15 protein-coding genes are annotated in these 16,810 nt (G+C 60.8%); 4 read left to right on the top strand and 11 right to left on the bottom strand.

Translation table 11 applies throughout. The features are described from left to right. Window positions 1-3: 3 nt before the first annotated feature. From ACIQY3_RS03940 to ACIQY3_RS03930, 3 genes are all read left to right on the top strand, one after another. A complete protein-coding gene (locus tag ACIQY3_RS03940) occupies window positions 4-1,746 on the top strand; it encodes an amidohydrolase (protein WP_403017452.1) in 1,743 nt (580 codons plus the stop codon). A 97-nt stretch (window positions 1,747-1,843) separates the two neighbouring features. Further along, complete coding sequence (locus ACIQY3_RS03935; protein ID WP_403017450.1) at window positions 1,844-2,581, top strand: TorF family putative porin; 738 nt, start codon at window positions 1,844-1,846, stop codon at window positions 2,579-2,581. A gap of 217 nt (window positions 2,582-2,798) precedes the next feature. Continuing rightward, complete coding sequence (locus tag ACIQY3_RS03930) at window positions 2,799-4,457, top strand: phosphoethanolamine transferase (protein WP_403017448.1); 1,659 nt, start codon at window positions 2,799-2,801, stop codon at window positions 4,455-4,457. 207 nt (window positions 4,458-4,664) lie between these two features. Here the strand turns inward: ACIQY3_RS03930 and ACIQY3_RS03925 are convergent, their stop codons facing one another. From ACIQY3_RS03925 to ACIQY3_RS03875, 11 genes are all read right to left on the bottom strand, one after another. After that, a complete protein-coding gene (locus tag ACIQY3_RS03925; RefSeq protein WP_403017446.1) occupies window positions 4,665-4,949 on the bottom strand; it encodes a DUF971 domain-containing protein in 285 nt (94 codons plus the stop codon). Then, window positions 4,946-5,908, bottom strand: coding sequence for a HEAT repeat domain-containing protein (locus ACIQY3_RS03920; RefSeq protein ID WP_403017444.1), 963 nt, complete (start codon window positions 5,906-5,908; stop codon window positions 4,946-4,948). Before ACIQY3_RS03920 ends, ACIQY3_RS03925 begins: the two co-directional genes overlap by 4 nt. Continuing rightward, entirely contained in the window at window positions 5,905-6,753 is an 849-nt protein-coding gene (locus tag ACIQY3_RS03915) for an ABC transporter ATP-binding protein (protein WP_403017442.1), read from the bottom strand. Before ACIQY3_RS03915 ends, ACIQY3_RS03920 begins: the two co-directional genes overlap by 4 nt. After that, entirely contained in the window at window positions 6,753-7,526 is a 774-nt protein-coding gene (locus ACIQY3_RS03910; RefSeq protein WP_403017440.1) for an ABC transporter permease, read from the bottom strand. Before ACIQY3_RS03910 ends, ACIQY3_RS03915 begins: the two co-directional genes overlap by 1 nt. 194 nt (window positions 7,527-7,720) lie before the next feature. Beyond that, complete coding sequence (locus ACIQY3_RS03905) at window positions 7,721-9,127, bottom strand: ABC transporter substrate-binding protein (protein WP_403017437.1); 1,407 nt, start codon at window positions 9,125-9,127, stop codon at window positions 7,721-7,723. Between the two features lie 168 nt (window positions 9,128-9,295). Continuing rightward, window positions 9,296-9,541: a ferredoxin family protein gene (locus ACIQY3_RS03900; RefSeq protein WP_007946457.1), complete on the bottom strand. Its 246-nt coding sequence runs from the start codon at window positions 9,539-9,541 to the stop codon at window positions 9,296-9,298. A gap of 24 nt (window positions 9,542-9,565) precedes the next feature. Then, the gene (locus tag ACIQY3_RS03895; RefSeq protein WP_403017434.1) at window positions 9,566-11,296 is read right to left on the bottom strand and encodes a fumarate reductase/succinate dehydrogenase flavoprotein subunit; all 1,731 of its coding nucleotides are present in this window, start codon (window positions 11,294-11,296) and stop codon (window positions 9,566-9,568) included. Further along, complete coding sequence (locus ACIQY3_RS03890; protein WP_403017432.1) at window positions 11,293-12,045, bottom strand: GntR family transcriptional regulator; 753 nt, start codon at window positions 12,043-12,045, stop codon at window positions 11,293-11,295. The genes ACIQY3_RS03895 and ACIQY3_RS03890 overlap by 4 nt, the downstream gene beginning before the upstream one ends. A gap of 255 nt (window positions 12,046-12,300) precedes the next feature. Beyond that, window positions 12,301-13,269: a Gfo/Idh/MocA family protein gene (locus ACIQY3_RS03885; RefSeq protein WP_403017430.1), complete on the bottom strand. Its 969-nt coding sequence runs from the start codon at window positions 13,267-13,269 to the stop codon at window positions 12,301-12,303. Between the two features lie 16 nt (window positions 13,270-13,285). After that, window positions 13,286-14,173 carry a Dyp-type peroxidase gene (locus ACIQY3_RS03880; protein ID WP_403017427.1) on the bottom strand — a complete coding sequence of 296 codons (888 nt, stop codon included), beginning with the start codon at window positions 14,171-14,173 and terminating at the stop codon, window positions 13,286-13,288. A gap of 187 nt (window positions 14,174-14,360) precedes the next feature. Continuing rightward, on the bottom strand, window positions 14,361-15,389 hold the full coding sequence (locus ACIQY3_RS03875; RefSeq protein WP_403017424.1) for an AraC family transcriptional regulator: 1,029 nt from the start codon (window positions 15,387-15,389) through the stop codon (window positions 14,361-14,363). A gap of 196 nt (window positions 15,390-15,585) precedes the next feature. On the opposite strand from ACIQY3_RS03875, the gene ACIQY3_RS03870 reads away from it, so the two are divergent. Further along, on the top strand, window positions 15,586-16,536 hold the full coding sequence (locus tag ACIQY3_RS03870; protein ID WP_403017422.1) for a transporter: 951 nt from the start codon (window positions 15,586-15,588) through the stop codon (window positions 16,534-16,536). The last annotated feature ends 274 nt before the right edge of the window (window positions 16,537-16,810 follow it).

The following is a 16,810-nucleotide window of genomic DNA, read 5'->3' as shown; positions in this document are numbered from 1 at the left end:
TCAATGAAAAGATTCATCCCGAATCTATTGATGGCCGCTATCAGTTTTGCCTCGATGGAAGCCATGGCCGCCACCGATCTGGTGCTGCTCAATGGCAAGATTTTCACCGCCGACCGCGCCCAACCGAAGGTGCAGGCCCTGGCGGTAGAAAACGGCAAGGTGCTGAAAGTCGGCACGGATGCACAGATCAAAGCCTTGATCGACTCAAACACCAAAGTCGTCGACCTCGGCGGCAAAACCCTGATGCCCGGCCTGATCGACAGCCATTCCCACGCGATTTTCGGCGGTCTGGAAATGGTCTCGGCCAATATGGAAGACGAGGTGGTCAGCCTCGACGAACTGGAAAAACGCCTGCGCGGCTGGCGTGACGACGGCAAGGCGAAACATGGCGATGTGCTGAGCGTGGCCGGCATGAGTTCGGCGTATTGGGCGCAGGCCGAAGCCTTTGGCAAAACATTCAACAGCGGCGAATGGGCTCAGGTACCCGTGGTGTTTACCGGCAGCGACCACCACACCGCGTGGGCCAATAACGTGATGCTGGAACGCGCGGGCATTGATGCCGCGCTGCTGAAAAACCTGCCGGACGCGGAGAAAGACACAATCGGTAAACGCGCCGATGGCACGCCGAATGGTTTTCTGGTGGACGCCGGCTGGGACCGCGTTGCTTCGAAAATGCCGGCGCCGAGCGCCGCCGACATGCTCAAAGCCGCGCAATCCGCCGTGCGCTACAACAACAGCCTCGGCATCACAGCATGGATGGACCCCGCCGCCAACGCCGCGCCGGGAGAACCGGTGTTCGCGCTAACATCCACGGAGAAAACCGTCGGCGTGCTACCGGCCTATAAAGCCCTGTCCGAATCCGGCGGCATGAGCGTCCACGTCGCCGCGCTGCTGGTGGCCAACCCGAAAAGCGTGCCGGCCGATCTCGATGTGCTGGACAAAGTGCGCCGGCAATTCCAGGGTATTCCCAACCTGACGCTGCCCGGCATCAAGATCTTCGCCGACGGCGTGATCGAATACCCGGCCCAGAGCGCGGCGATGATCGATCCGTACAGCAACTCGCACAAACAGGGCGAATTGCTGATCGATCCGAAGCATTTCGGCGAACTGGTCAGCGCCATCGATAAGCGCGGCTGGCTAGTGCACATCCACGCCATCGGCGACCGCGCGGTGCGCGAATCCCTGAACGGCATCGAGCAGGCGCGCAAGGATCGCCAGAGCGGCGTAACCCACTCCATCACGCACTTGCAAATGGTCAATCCGAAGGAGTTTGCGCGGTTTAAACCGCTGAACGTGATCGCCTCGATGCAGTTGCTGTGGGCGACTGCCGACGATTACACGTTGGACATGATCAAGCCCTACGTCAGCGCCCTCGCCTTCCGTTATCAATACCCGGCGCACTCGTTGCTCAAACAAGGCGCGACCATTGCCGGCGCCAGCGACTGGCCGGTGTCTTCGCCAAACCCCTTCAATGCCATGGCCCAGGCCATCACCCGCGTCGGCCCGCTGGGCGTGCTGAATGGCGATGAACGCCTGGACCGGGAAACCATGTTCTACGCCTACACCGTCAACGCCGCGCGCACCATCGGGCTGGAGAAGCAGATCGGTTCGCTGACCGCTGGCAAACAAGCCGATTTCATCGTGCTGGATCGCGATGTGTTCACGGTCGATAACAAAGCCTTGCACGACACCCAAGTGCTGCAAACCTGGTTCGCCGGCCGCGAAGTCTACGCACCGACCCTCTAAGAAAACCTCTTGCTGCCCGCCCCTGCGCCTGTCGTCGGGGTATGGCGCAGCCTTGCCCGCTATCTGCCCAAAAACAATCAAAACAAAGGCACTGACCATGAAAGCTTTCACCCTGTTCGCCCTGGGATCCTTGAGCCTGCTGCCCCTGAGCAGCCAGGCCATTGCGTTGAATGACGACTTCAACGTGCTGGTGGATCTGACCCTGGCCAGCGATTACCGCACTCGTGGTATCTCGCAAACCCAGAACGACCCTGCCGTGCAGGCCGGCGTCACCTTGGCCCACAGCAGCGGCTTGTACGCGGGGGCCTGGAGTTCGAACGTTGATTTCGGCGGTGGCCTGAAAACCCGCCAGGAGATCGACTACTACGCCGGTTGGCTGTGGCAGGCGACCGATGCCGTGAGCCTGGACCTCGGCTACCTGAAATACGCCTACCCCAAGGAAGGTCAGTTCAATCAGAGCGAGACCTACGGGATTCTCAGCCTGTACGGAGTGAAACTCGCGGCCTATTACTCGGCGGATGCGCCGGGAATCGAGAGCAAGCAGAGTTCGCTCTACACCTACGTCGGTTACGAAACGGAATTGCCCTATGGGCTGGGCCTGAAACTGCGCTACGGCGAAATGGACTTCAAGGACCCGCACCTGTACGCGTCCAACGGCCACGCCGATGACGCGTACCACGAATGGGAAGTGAAACTGAGCCATGAACTGGCCGGGGTGATGCTGGGGTTGAGCTACATCGACACTGATCTTTCGCAAAGCCAATGCGAGAGCAATTGGGGTTTCAAGGATGTGTGCACGGCAACGGTAGTGGCCAGCATCAGCAAATCCTTCTGACCACCACAAATCTCCTTGTGGAAGCGGGCTTGCCCGCGGAGAGGCCTGCACATTCAATATCTTTGTTGAATGACACAACGCCTTCGCGAGCAAGCCCGCTCCCAAGTTAATCTGTGGTGAATCAGATCTATCTGTTACAGGATGTTTACGGAATTTTTACCAATGTTCTTCTACAGTTACGCGCGTCACCCCGTATTTGAGTAGAGGAATGTTTGAAATGGCTTTGGGCAAAGGACTGCGTTTACCGTCCATCACACCGACCCGACTGGTGCTGCTGTTTTCCCTGGCACTGGTGGCGCTGTACAACCTGGCGACCTGGAAGGCGCTGGGGACACTGATCACCCTGCAAGGTGCGCACAAGCTGGGGTTTTTCGCCTCTTTCGGGCTGTTTTTGTGGGCCGCCATCACCCTGCTTTTGACCCTGGTTTCGTTTCGCTGGACGTTGAAACCAGCGCTGACCCTCGTCGCCCTGCTCTCGTCCTGCGCCGCGTATTTCATGAACGAATACGGGATCACCATCGATACGGTGATGATCCAGAACGTGTTCGAAACCAATCCGGCGGAAGCCACCGCGTTGTTCAACGGCAAGCTGCTGGCTTATGTGTTGCTGCTCGGCGTGCTGCCGGCGGCGCTGGTCTGGCGCTGGCCGGTGAGCTATCGACCGTTCTTTCGCGGACTGTTGAACAAAGTCCTGGTGATCGTCGCCTGTGTGCTGGTGATCGGTGCCTCGGTGGGCACGTTTTATTCGACCTATGCGCCGATCTTTCGCGAGGAAGACAAGCTCACCCACTTCATCAACCCGACCAACTACATCTACGCGATCAGCAAATACGCCAAGCAGCGGTTGGGGATCAAAAAGCATTTCGTGGTGCAGGCCATCGGCGAAGATGCTGTGATGAGCGCCAAGGCCGCCAGCCGCGAGAAGAAATCGCTGATGGTGTTCGTGGTCGGCGAAACCGCCCGGGCCGACCATTTCTCGCTCAATGGGTATGAGCGCGAGACCAACCCCGAGTTGAGCCAGCTGGATATCTTGAACTTCACTCAGGTGCATTCCTGCGGCACCTCCACGGCGGTCTCGGTGCCGTGCATGTTCTCGATGTTTCCCCGCGAGGACTACAGCGACAAGAAAGGCAAAACCTACGAAGGCCTGCTGGATATCGTGCAACGGGCCGGCGTGCAGGTGCTGTGGCTGGACAACAACAGTGACTGCAAAGGCACTTGCCTGCGGGTGCCGCACCGGGACATCGCGAAGAACCAGCCGGGGCCGTTCTGCGACGGCAACAACTGCCTCGACGAAGCGCTGCTGGCGGACCTGCAAGGCTACATCGACAGCCTCAAGGGCAACGCGATCATCGTCCTGCACGCCGACGGCAGCCATGGCCCGGAGTACTACGAGCGCTACCCGAAAGAACTGGAGCGCTTCAAACCGATTTGTCACACCAATCAGCTGGGCAGTTGCAGCCGCGAAGAACTGGTCAACGTGTACGACAACACTATCCTCTACACCGACCACTTCCTCGCCAAAGTGATTGAATTGCTCAAGCGCAACCAGGACACCCTCGATACCTCGATGCTCTACGTGTCCGACCATGGCGAATCCCTGGGTGAAAACGGCCTGTATCTGCACGCTGCGCCTTATGCCCTGGCCCCGGAAGCGCAAACCCATGTGCCGATGGTCATGTGGTTCGGCAACAACACCCTGGCCCAACTGGGGATTGACCGTGGTTGCCTGCAAGGCAAGAGCGCCCAGCCGGACCTGAGCCATGACAACCTGTTCCACTCGATGCTCGGCTTGTTTGAGGTCCAGACCTCGCTGTATCAACCGGGGCTGGACATCTTCCGAGGCTGCCGACCGCCGATGACGGCCGGCAAATAACCCTGTAGGAGCGAGGCTTGCCCGCGAAGAGGCCGTCACATTCAACATCTTCGTTGGCTGACCCACCGCTTTCGCGAGCAGGCTCGCTCCCACATTGGGTCTCGGGTGGCCACAAATCCTGTGCCCGACGCAAATCCCCTGTGGGAGCGAGGCTTGCCCGCGAAGGCGGTGTGTCAGGTATGCCGCTTTCGCGGGCAAGCCTCGCTCCTACAGGGTTGGGGATAATCCGGAGAGGTAGGGCCAGGGGTAGATGCCGCGTTCGTGGCCGTCGCTGAACACCAGTTGCAGGCCATAACCCTGGGCATTGAGTTCGACCACGCGAATCCGCGCATCCACCTTCACCGTCAGCCCTTGCAGCCGAAACGCCCGGCATTGTGAGCAGGGGCATTGGCGGCGCAATTCGGCGTGATCAAGCAGTTGCTCGCGACCGTCCGGCCAGTTCAGCCGCAGTTGCTGTTTGCTCTGTGAATTTCCCACCGCCAGGGGGTTCATTGCAGTTGACTCAAGGCGATGCGCACGGCTTTGCGCACTTCCGGGTCGCCGTCGTCTTGCGCGGCTTGCAGGGCTGCAACCGCGCCTCGGTCGTTCAATTCGCCAAGGGCCAGGGCGGCTTCCTTGCGCAGGTTGCTGATGCGGTGGCCGAGGGTTTCGATCAGCGCTTCAAGCGCCGGGGCATAGCGCAGGCGGCCGAGGCTGCGGGTGGCGCGCAGGCGCACTTGCCAGTAATCGTCGCCCAGGGCTTCGATCAGCGCCGGGCCGGCATCGGTGTGACCGACCTTGCCCAGGGTGGTGGCGGCTTCTTCGCGTACTTGCCAGGCGTGGTCCTGCAAGGCCTGGCGCAGCGCCGGCAGCACTTGAATATCGGACGCCAAACCGAGGGCACCGGTGGCGGCGCGGCGCACTTCGGTGTCCGGGTCGTCGCTGGCCAATCGCGCTAAAGCAGGTAACGCATCGAGCTGCTTGAGCCAGCCGAGTACGCCGACGGCTTCGCGGCGCACGCTGGCGTCTTCATCCTTCAGCGCGACCAACGCAGCAGATGCGGCATCGGGGAAACGCAGCTCGCGCAAAGCCCTGAACGCCGCTACCCGCACACTGATATCGGCATGCCCGGTCCACGGCAGAATCACCCGGCCCGCCGCCTCGCTTTTCAACAGGCTCAAACTTTGCGCGGCCGCAGCCTGCACGGCAGGCGATGGATCGGTCAGCGCCTGGCACAACGCCTCGACCACCGGCTCATCCTCCCAGGCTTCCAGCAGTCGCGCGGCTTCGGCACGAACTTCTTCGGTCGGGTCTTCAGCCAGGCGATCGACCAGCCACAGCAGACCTTCCGGTTCTTCGAGGTCAGCCAGTTCGATCAGGGCAATGCGGCGTACGCCGGGGTCTTCGTCGGTCAGGCGCGGTTGCAGGGCCAGGATGTCGTCGTTATCGGTTGTTTCGAATAGAGAGGTCATAGGGCAAATCGCGGTAGTTTGTTTTCTGGGGGAAGTCCGAGGGGGTTCAGGCGCGGCAGTTGCCGACCGTCCTCGTGACGCAGCAACTCGAGGCAGTGACGCTTCAAGCGTGAAAATTCGTGGCTGGTGACCAACTCGGTGGTACGCGGCCGGGGGAAGTCCAGGCGCAGGTCTTCGATGATCCGACCGGGGCGCGAGCTCATCACCAACAAGCGATCAGCGAGGAACAGCGCTTCGTCGATGTCGTGAGTGACGAACACCACGGTGGTGCGAATCCGCGTCCAGATGTCCAGCAGCAGTTCCTGCATGTTCAATCGGGTCAGGGCGTCGAGGGCGCCGAACGGTTCGTCCATCAGCAACAGGCGTGGACGGTTGATCAGCACCCGGGCGATTTCCACCCGTTGTTGCATGCCGCCGGAGAGCTGGTCCGGCCAGCGCTCGGCGAAGCCTTCCAGCCCCACCAACGCAAGGATTTCATCGGCGGCTTTATGGCGTTCAGACTTGCCGATGCCGCGCATCTTCAGGCCGAACGCCACGTTGTCCCGCACCGTGCGCCAGGGGAACAGCGTGTGATGCTGGAACACCATGCCCCGTTGCGGCGACGGGCCGGAGATCGGCGCGCCATCGACGTTCAGGGTGCCGATGCGCGGTTGCAGATGCCCGGCCAAGGCCCCGAGCAAGGTGGATTTGCCGCAGCCGGACGGCCCGAGAATGCACACGAACTGCCCCGGTTCGATCTGGCAATCCAGGCCTTGGACGGCTTCAAACGCGGCGCTGCCCTCCCCCAGGCTGATGGACAAACCGCGAATATCGATGTGCCCTTCCGGGTGTTGAAAAACGCTCATCAGGCTTTTCCTTTAGGACGATGCCACGGCGTGAACAGCCCGCCCAGGCGTTTGATCAGCAGGCTGCTGCCCATCCCGAGGACACCGATCAGCAACATGCCGACGACGATGTCGGCGTAGTTCTGGATGGTGTAGGACTCCCAGGTGTAATAGCCGATGCCGAACTGGCCGGAGATCATTTCGGCGGTGACCAGACAGAACCACGACGTGCCCATGCCGATGGCCAGGCCGGTGATGATGCTCGGCGCGGCGCCGGGCAGGATCACTTCCAGCAGAATCGCCCGGCGTCCTGCGCCGAGGCTTCGGGCGGAGGCGATCAGGCGTGGGTCGACGCCTTCGACGCCGTGGATGGTGTTGAGCAGGATCGGGAACAGCGCGCCGGTGAAAGTGATGAAGACCATCGACAATTCCGAGGACGGGAACATCAGGATGGCCAACGGAATCCATGCCACCGCCGGGATGGGTCGCAGGACTTCCAGAGGCGGCAGCAACAAGTCTTCGGCCCATTTCGAACGGCCGATGGCCAGGCCCAACGCGATGCCGATGACCAGCGCCGCGAGGTAACCGGCGAAGACGCGGCTGAGGCTGCTGCTCAGGTGCTGGGCGAGCTTGCCGGAGTCGCCGAGGCCCAAGGCAGCCTGGATCACCGCCAGCGGGGTCGGGACGTTGGCGAAGGTCACCAGGCCGAGGTTCCAGTGACCACTCGCGGCGAGTTGCCAGAACAGGAGGCAGAGCAGCAGTGAGGCGGCTCTTGGGATCCAGCGTGAAAACATGTGTCCTCTCCAAAAACGGAACGCGGAGCGTCCCTGGCGGCATTCCCACGCAGAGCGTAGGAACGATCAATTGCAAAACTTGCAGACGACTCAGATCCCTGTGGGAGCGGGCTTGCTCGCGAAGGCATCGGCACATTCAACATTGATGTCGATTGACACACCGCTTTCGCGAGCAAGCCCGCTCCCACAGGGATTCAGCGAACAGCTACCGCCTGCGTGGTGGCATCGGTAAAGTCGAACACCTTGCCGCCCTGGGCCGTAGCAAACTGCTGGGCTTGGCCTTTGAGCAGAAACGCGCTGAGCCGCCCTTTCGCATCACTGGCAAACCACGCCTGATCCGCCAGCAACTTGATCCCGCTGTCGCTCGCCTGGGCATACACCGCGCGGATGTTTTTGCCTTCCGCCTTCAACCCGGCCAACGCCGTGAACGCTGCTTCCGCCGAGGCGTACTGGCGGACTTTCGGTTCGCCGCGCACCCAGATTTCCGCCACATGGCTGACATCGGTAATGGCTTTGCCGCTGACCGCATCCACCGCCTTGAGCGGCGTCTGCGCGTAGTTGGTCAGTTGCGCGGTGTAATCCAGGTTTGAGGCCTTGAACGCGGCGCGGATGTATTGGTCGTCGATGAAGGTATTGAGGTCGAGGCCACGATCAGCCTTTTTTAACAACTTCAGCGTATCGATGGCGGTGCCGACAGCCTGGCGGTATTCCGGTTTCCAGCTCAGGTCGCGGGTTTGCACGCCCAGCGGACCGTGGAACAGGTAATTCACCTCGGCATCGACGCCGGTGACTTTGGCGATCAGCTCGCTGTATTTCTCCGGTTCCGCCGCCAGCAGTTGATTGGCCTCGATGCTCGCCCGCAGGTAAGCCACAACGATTTCCGGGTACTTCTTCGCATAGGCCTGATCCACCAGCGCGCCATGGAAGGTCGGCGCGTTGGCCTGGGCGCCGTCATAGATCTTGCGAGCGAAACCCCGGCTCGGGAACAGTTCGGCGAACGGTACGAAGTCGGCATGGGCGTCGATCTTCCCTGCCTGCAACGCCGAACCGGCGACTTCCGGCGGCTGGGCGATGATGTTCACATCCTTGAGCGGGTCCCAACCTTGAGCCGCCACGGCGCGCAGCAACATGCCGTGGGCGGTGGAAGCGAATGGCACGGAAATGGTCTTGCCCTTGAGCTCCGCCAACGACTGCACGCCCGACGCGCTCGGCACCACGATGCCGTTGCCGCTGCCCTTGATGCTGCCCGAGAGCACGCTGATAAACAGGCTGTGCTTGCCGGCGGTTTCGAACGCCACGCCATTGAACGCGCCGGGGAAATCGGCCATGGCGCCGAAGTCGAGTTTGCCGGCGACCATCTCGTTGGTCAGGGGCGCGCCGCTGGTGAAGTTTTTCCACTCCACGTCATATTTGGCGTCTTTGTATTGCCCGTCGTGGGGCAGGTATTTGTCCAGCAGACCGAGTTCACGGATCAACAGGCCGCCGGCGGCGCAGTTGATGGTGGTGTCCTGGGTGCCGATGGCAATGCGGATGGTTTCGGCCGAGGCCGACAAGGTGAATGACGCCAGTACCAGACCGGCCAGTGTTGCGCGCAAGAACATGGTGAATCCCCTCGAATCATTTATTGGATATTCGTCTCCGCCACGATCAGGGCGTGGTGGGAAACGAGGGGTGTTTTAAATCAGGCGTCCGGTGGTTGCCGGATGGCTTTTTTGTTGTCTGGGCCGGCCTCTTCGCGAGCAAGCCCGCTCCCACATTGGGACGGTGTTTCAGCGCAACAGGTACGGGATTTCGACTTTCACCGCGCCAGTCGGGCAGTCCTTTTCACACGGCATGCAGTACCAGCATTCATCGAACGCCATGTAGGCCTTTTGTGTGGCCGGGTTGATCGCCAGCAGATCCATCGGGCAGACGTCGACGCACACGGTGCAGCCTTTGTGGGCGATGCAAAGGTCCTCGTCGACCGTGACCGGCGCGTTGGAGCGGAAGAAGATTTCCTGGGGTTGATAGGCCATTTCACGGTTCTCTCTTTTTAAGACTCAGGCTGCAAACACGCCGACCCGGAGCCGGTCGTAGGCCTGCATTTCTTCGGCATCGAGCGGGATGATGTAAGGCTCGACGGCTTTCTTGAAACTGGTCATCTGGCCGTCGTCGCCCTTCTTCAGGTGGCAGTGGCAGAACCAGTCGCTGTCGTTGCGTTGCGGGTGATCGACCCGATAGTGGTAAAGCCCCCAGCGACTTTCAGCGCGGAACAACGAAGCCCGGGCGGCCATTTCGGCGCAGTCGCGGATCATGCTGACTTCCATGGCGCGCATCAGTTCGTGAGGGTTGTGGGCCTTGATCTGATCCAAATCGCGCTGAATATCGCTGAAACGTTGCAGGCCGATTTGCATCTTCTTGGTCACTTTCGGCGGTTGCAGGTAGTCATTCACAAAACGTCGCAGCTTGTATTCGACTTGCGCCGGCGGCAGACCGTGTTCGCGATCCAGTGGCGCGTAGACCCGAGCCTTCTCGGTTTCGACTTGCTGGGCATTCACCGCCGAAAACTCGCGCCCGGCGACAAAATCCGCCGCGTTGGTGCCGGCAAACCAGCCATACGTGAACGCGCCGAGCATGTAGTTGTGCGGCACTGCGGCCATGTCGCCCGCCGAATACAAACCCTTCACGGATGTCTCGGCCCGTTCATTGACCCACACCCCTGACGCCGAATGCCCGCTGCAAAAACCGATTTCCGAGATGTGCATCTCGACCATTTGCGTGCGGTAGTCCGTGCCGCGATTGGCGTGGAACTGGCCGCGACTCGGGCGTTCGTTGCTGTGCAGGATCTCTTCGATGTTCTGGATGGTTTCCTCGGCCAGGTGATCGAGCTTGAGGAACACCGGCCCGTTGCCGCTTTCGAGTTCCTGGTGGAACTCCCACATCATCTGGCCGCTCCAGTAGTCGCACTCGATAAAGCGCTCGCCCTTGTTGTTGGCGGTGTAGCCGCCCAGCGGACCGGTGACGTAGGCGCACGCCGGGCCGTTGTAATCCTTGATCAGCGGGTTGATCTGGAAGCATTCGAGGTTCGCCAGTTCCGCCCCGGCGTGATACGCCATCGCATAACCGTCGCCCGCATTGGTCGGGTTTTCGTAGGTGCCCATCAGGTAACCCGAGGACGGCAGCCCCAGACGCCCGGCGGCGCCACAGGCGAGAATCACCGCCTTGGCCTTGATCACATGGAAATCGGCGGTGCGGCAGTCGAAGCCCATCAGGCCGTTGACCGCGCCCTCTTCGTCCGTCAGCAAACGCGTGCACACCACGCGATTGGTGATGCTGACCTGCGCACGCTTCAACTGGCGATACAGGACTTTCTTGATGTCGTGCCCTTCCGGCATCGGCAGCACGTAGGCGCCCATGTGGTGGACCTTTTTCACCGCGTAGTCGCCGGTTTCATCCTTCTCGAACTTCACGCCCCAGCGGTCGAGTTGCTCGATGGTTTCGAAACTGTGGGTGGCGTAGGCGTACACAGCTGCCTGGTTGACGATGCCGTCATTGGCGATGGTGATTTCCTTGGTGTACTGCTCTGGCGTCGAGTGGCCGGGAATGATCGCGTTGTTCAGGCCATCCATGCCCATGCTGATAGCGCCGCTGCGCTTGACGTTGGCCTTGTCGATCAGCAACACACGCAAATCGCGGTTGCGTTCCTTGGCCTTGATCGCCGCCATCGGGCCAGCGGTGCCGCCGCCGATCACGACGATGTCGTATTCCTGTTCGAGGGTGTTGCGACTCATACCTGCGCCCCTTTTTGCCGGTCGATCCGCAAGCGGTACTGGAAGGCATCGCCACGGTAGTAAAGGTGTTCGAAGTCCACGGGAACGCCGGTGGCATCGTGGGTCAGGCGCTCGATGCGCATGATCGGCGAGCCGGCTTCGACGTTCAGCGCCTGGGTCAGGTCGCTGTCGGCCAGCACTGCGTCGATGGCCAGGTCGGCGTGGCCGAGGGCCAGGCCACAGTCGTTTTCCAGGATCAGGAAGATGTCGCGAGTGACCAGGTCAGCCTTCTCCAACCGCTCGCCAATGGCTTTGGGCAGGTAGGTGATTTCCAGGGAGATTGGTTCGCGGTTGATCAGGCGGACGCGTTTAATCTGTGCAACGGTTTCGCCTTCGGCAACTTGCAAGCGCTCGGCGACCAATTTGTCGGCGGCGATGAATTTGAAGCTGCGCAGGCGGTTGATCACCTCATAGCCGCGACCGGTCATGGACTCGGCCAGGCCTTGCAGGGTGCTGACGTTCTGGAAGGTTTTCGGCTTGGCGACGAAGGTGCCCTTGCCGTGAATTTTGAAGATCAGCCCTTCTTTTTGCAGGTCACCCAACGCCTGACGCACGGTGATGCGGCTGACTTTGAACAGCGCGCCGAGTTCGCTTTCGGAAGGCATCTGGCTGTCTTGCGGGTATTCACCGTCGAGGATTCGCGCACGCAACACGTCGCGGAGCTGGGTGTGCAGGGGAACGCTGCTGAGGGATAGAACGTTATCGGTCATCTGAGATCACTTGTTATAACGAGTTATGACGTGATCTTAGAGAGGTGATGCGGGGGTTGAGAAATATTGTTTAAGCATAAGGTTAGATTCGTCGCTCCCACAGGGGATCTGGGTTGGGCGCAGTATTTGTGTCTGGCAGCGATCCAGTGTGGAAGCGGGCTTGCTCGCGAAGGCGGTGTATCAATCAACATTGATTTCGACTGACACAACGCCTTCGCGAGCAAGTCGAATCGTCGCACCGCCGCTCCCACAGGTTCAGGTGCGCTTGAGAACCTGGTCCATCACCCAATCGGTCTTCACCGCTTCCCCGGCCAGCGCCGGATGCTGCGCTTCACCACGGATATGCGCGTTCATCCTCAGCACATGGTGCCACTGGATGTGCTCGTGATGATCGATATGCAGGCTGAGGGTTTCTTCGGCTTCCAGCACCACCGGATGCTCATCGAACACCGAAAAACTGATCCGCCCTTTGCTGCCAATCACCTCGACCCGATCCTCGCGCCGGTCCGCCACGAAGTTCCAGCAGCCCATGCCCGTGGCGCCGGATGCAAAGCGCCAACTGGCGGTGACGGCATCTTCGGCGGCATACAACCCGGCCTGTCGTGCGGTGAAACCGGCGACTTCATTGATGTCGCCAAGCAGGTACTGGAACAGATCAAAACCATGGCTGGCCAGGTCGGCAAAGTAACCACCGCCCGCAATCGCCGGGTCAGTACGCCAGTTATCGGTGCCGCCCAGGTCCGCCGGTGAAGGCGCCTTGGTCAGGGTCCAGGTCAGGTGCCGGACGTCGCCGATCCGCCCTTGCGCCAGCCATTGCCGCACTTGTTGGAAGCGCGGCAGCGAACGTCGGTAGTAGGAAACGAACAGGTGCAGCCCGGCATCGGCGAAGACTTTTTGCATCTCTCGGCTTTGCCCGGCATTCAGCGACATCGGTTTTTCGACGCAACAATGTTTGCCGGCGGCGGCCACCAACAAGGCGTAAGCATGATGACTGTCGGGTGGCGTGGCGATGTACACCGCGTCCACCTCGGGATCGTTGATCAACGACTCGGCATCGGTGTAGACCCGGGCGATGCCGTGGCGCGCGGCGTAGTCGGTCACCGCTTCCAGCCGTCGTCCCATCACCGCCACCAGCGCCGAGCCCGGCGCCTTGTAGAAGGCCGGCCCGCTCTTGCGTTCAGCGACGCTGCCGCAACCAATCATGCCCCAACGCACCACGTTCATATTCACTCCTTGAGGTTTAACCAATGCGCAATGCGCGCAGGTCCAGATGACCGTCCTTGAGTGGCGGGCACCAGTAGTAGCCGCCGGTAATCGGCCGGCTCATGCGATACAAACCATCGGTGATGCCGTCTTCCAGGCCGCTCATGCGCCGCAATTGCGCTTCGAACGCATCGAGGGAAAACCCGAACGCGAGGAACATCAGACCGGCGCGGTGTCCTTCGATCCACGGCATCGAGCGGCGTACCACGAAGGCTTCGGGGGCGAAGCTTTCCTGGGCGGTGCGCTTGACGTGGGCGGAGATCGGCGCGTCGTCGAGCTCTTCGTTGTCGCTCAAGCGACGGCCCATGATGTTGTCCTTTTCATGGGACGGCATCGCGTTGAAGCCTTTCAAATCATGCTGCCATTGCTGGATCGCGGCGAAGCTGCCACCGACCGTGCCGTCAGCGCCGTTACTCACCAGCGCAGCGGCCACAGCGGCTTCGTCGTGGGGGTTTTCGGTGCCGTCTTCGTAGCCGGTCAGGTCGTGGCCGGTGAGGTGGCGGAAGGTTTCGTTCATCTGCACCAGGCGAAACGCCGGGGCCAGCGCGGCTTCGATGGCGGTGCTGCGGTTGAGTAGTTCACCGCGATCGACGCCATGCAACCAGCACCACAGCGCGTGTTGGGTCGACGGGTTATCGACGCCGACGCCGGCCATGGCCGGGAATGCGCGCAGGCCTTCGACTTGACCATGCAGGGCCTTCACCAGGGATTCACCGAAACCGACCACCGCCGATGCGCCGTCCACCAGTTGCATCAACTTGTCGAGCGCGGCCGGCAGTGCAGCGGCGGATTCGAGGGCGAAGAACATATGACGGGCTTGAGGCGGAACAGGGGTGGCGAGAATGCCCGGCTGGTAGTAACTCATATGAACTCCTTAGGAAAGAAGCGCGGAGTTTAACCGTTGAGGGGCCGTGAGCGGTAACGAAAGGCAGAACACCCCCCCTGTGGGAGCGGGCTTGCTCGCGAAGGCGGTGTATCAGTCGAAATCAATGTTGGATGACACACCGCCTTCGCGAGCAAGCCCGCTCCCACAAGGAGGGCTGGCGCTCACGCTAGGAGCTGACCCGAAACGCCGTCGGGCTCATCCCCGTCCAGCGCTTGAACGCCCGGCGAAAGCTGCGCACATCGCTGTAGCCGACTTCTTCGGTGATGCGCTCGATCGACATCTCGGGATTGGCCAGCAGGCTCAACGTCCGCGCCTGGCGCACTTGCTCCAGCAAGGTTTCGAAGGTCAGGGAATGTTCGGTCAGGCGCCGGCGTAAGGTACGGCTGCTCATGTTCAAATCGCCGGCAATCTTTTCGATATGACTGCCACGGGTCAAATCCCGTGCAATCGCCCGCTCCACCGCTTGAATCAGGTCAATTTTCTGGTGCACCTGCGCCGCTTCCAGCTCCAGCAACTTCACCGCCTGACGCAAGGCCAGCGAATGGTGATTCGGAAGGCGCACGTCCAGCCAATGCGCAGCGATGACCATGCGGTTTTGCAGGCAACCAAAACGCACATCCGGCCCCAGCAAACGCGCGTATTCGGCGACGTAATCCGGCGCGGCGTGGACGAATTCCACCGCCATCGGCTTGAAATCCGCCCCGACCAGCGCCCGGCCATACACCAACAGGCTGGCGAAAAACTCCTCTACCCCGAACAGCTGCACGTCGGCAAACGGCAGGCGACATTCGATATCGACAAACACCCGATCCCCCGCCTCCTCCACGCTCGACACCACGATGCCACCCGAGGTGTGCTGATGGCGGATGCCCAGCTCAAAGGCATCGCGCAGGGTCTTGCACAGCGACAGCACATGCCCGAGCAAACCGAGGGTACCGAGCACGTTCTGCGCGCCGACCCACAAACCGAGCCCGCGATTGGGCAAGACCTTGAGCGCGCGCTGAATCATTGCCACGGCTTGTCGATAGGAAATCCGCTGCGCCGGGTCCTGCAGATCTTCCAGGGTAAAGCCCAGGCCGCGGCAAAGACTTTCGGGGTTGACCCCGTTGAGTTCGGCGACTTCGGCCAGCGTTTGCAGGAGGAATGGCGAGACGAGCGCCAGTTCGTAGGTTGGATCGACGACTTTCATTTGCATGGGGCAGGACATCCCGGATCAAGCTGAATTCTTATTTTTGTTACCGGTTATGTCAAAAGAAGTTAGCACAGGGTTTGGCGGCTGTCCGCAGAAGTCCCCCTATGTGGCCGCCAATACCCTGCCCGGCCAGGCCCGAACCGCTTATTTCTATGCAACGGCCGGCGGTTGGCCCCTAACAATAATAATGAGCACACATATGAACCCGACCCGCACACAATTTTGCTTGCGACTGGCCGTCAGCCTGGCCGGCGTTTGCGCCATTCATTTACCGGCCCTGGCCACCGAAACCGGCGTGGACAATATCGGCACCGGCACCGATGGTTTCTTCATGCTGCCGCTGGAGGTCGACAGCCTTCCGGACAACATGGTGGCGTTCAACATTTACTACAACCATTACAAAGCCACCAAATTCAACATCAGCTCCCTCGGCGGCAAGGTGCCGAATGTCGAAATCGAATCCACCGCCGTGATCCCGCGCCTGGATTACCTGAGTCCCTTGCGCATTTTCGGCGGGCGGCTGGCCGGCTACATCGCGCAACCCTGGCTCAAGCAGGAAGTCTCGGTGTTCGGCTTGCAGGACACCCGCGAAGGCATGGGCGACACCACCATCGCGCCGATCATCCTGTGGGACATGGGCAAGAACCTGACCCTCGGCGCCGCCGTGGAAATCACCGTGCCCACCGGCGAATACAGCACCGATCGCCTGGCCAACACCAGCAACAATTTCTACACCTACAAGCCGCTGTTCTCCTTCACCTGGCTGCCGACAGAGCGCACCGAGGTGTCGATGAAAACCACGTACAGCTTCAACGAGAAAAACAAGGACACCGACTACAAGTCGGGGCAGATTTTCCACTTCGATTATTCCGCCAGCTACAAGATCACCGACGACCTGATGCTCGGCCTCAACGGCTACTACCTCAAGCAAACCACCGACGACAAACAGTTCGGCCGCACCGTGCAATTCGCCGGCGAAGACGTCAACGACGGCGTGCGCGGCCAAGTGTTCGCCATCGGCCCGGCGCTGCACTGGACCTTCCTCAAATACGCCAGCGCCGAAATCCGCTGGGCCAAGGAGTTTGATGTGGAAAACCGCCCGGAAGGCGAAATGCTCTGGGCGAAGGTCAGCATTCCGTATGCGTTTTGATGGCGGGTTTTAACTGGATAACTGTGGATCTACACAATATTCATGTGGGAGCGAGCCTGCTCGCGAACGCGGTGGGTCATTCAGTATTGATGTGACTGACAGTCCGTATTCGCGAGCAAGCTCGCTCCCACAAGGGATCTGCGGTGAACATACATTTGTGTCCCGCAGTGATCTCGGCCTCTTTGGGAGCGGGCTTGCTCGCGAAAGAGGCACGCCAGTCAATGATGATGGTGGCTGATCCACCGCCTTCGCGAGCAAGCCCGCTCCACAGGGT

The sequence above is a fragment of the Pseudomonas sp. NPDC096950 genome (genome assembly GCF_044762525.1).
Classification (GTDB): domain Bacteria; phylum Pseudomonadota; class Gammaproteobacteria; order Pseudomonadales; family Pseudomonadaceae; genus Aquipseudomonas.
The sequence above is the reverse complement of the archived record's forward strand: the minus strand, read 5'-3'. Positions and strand labels throughout refer to the sequence as shown.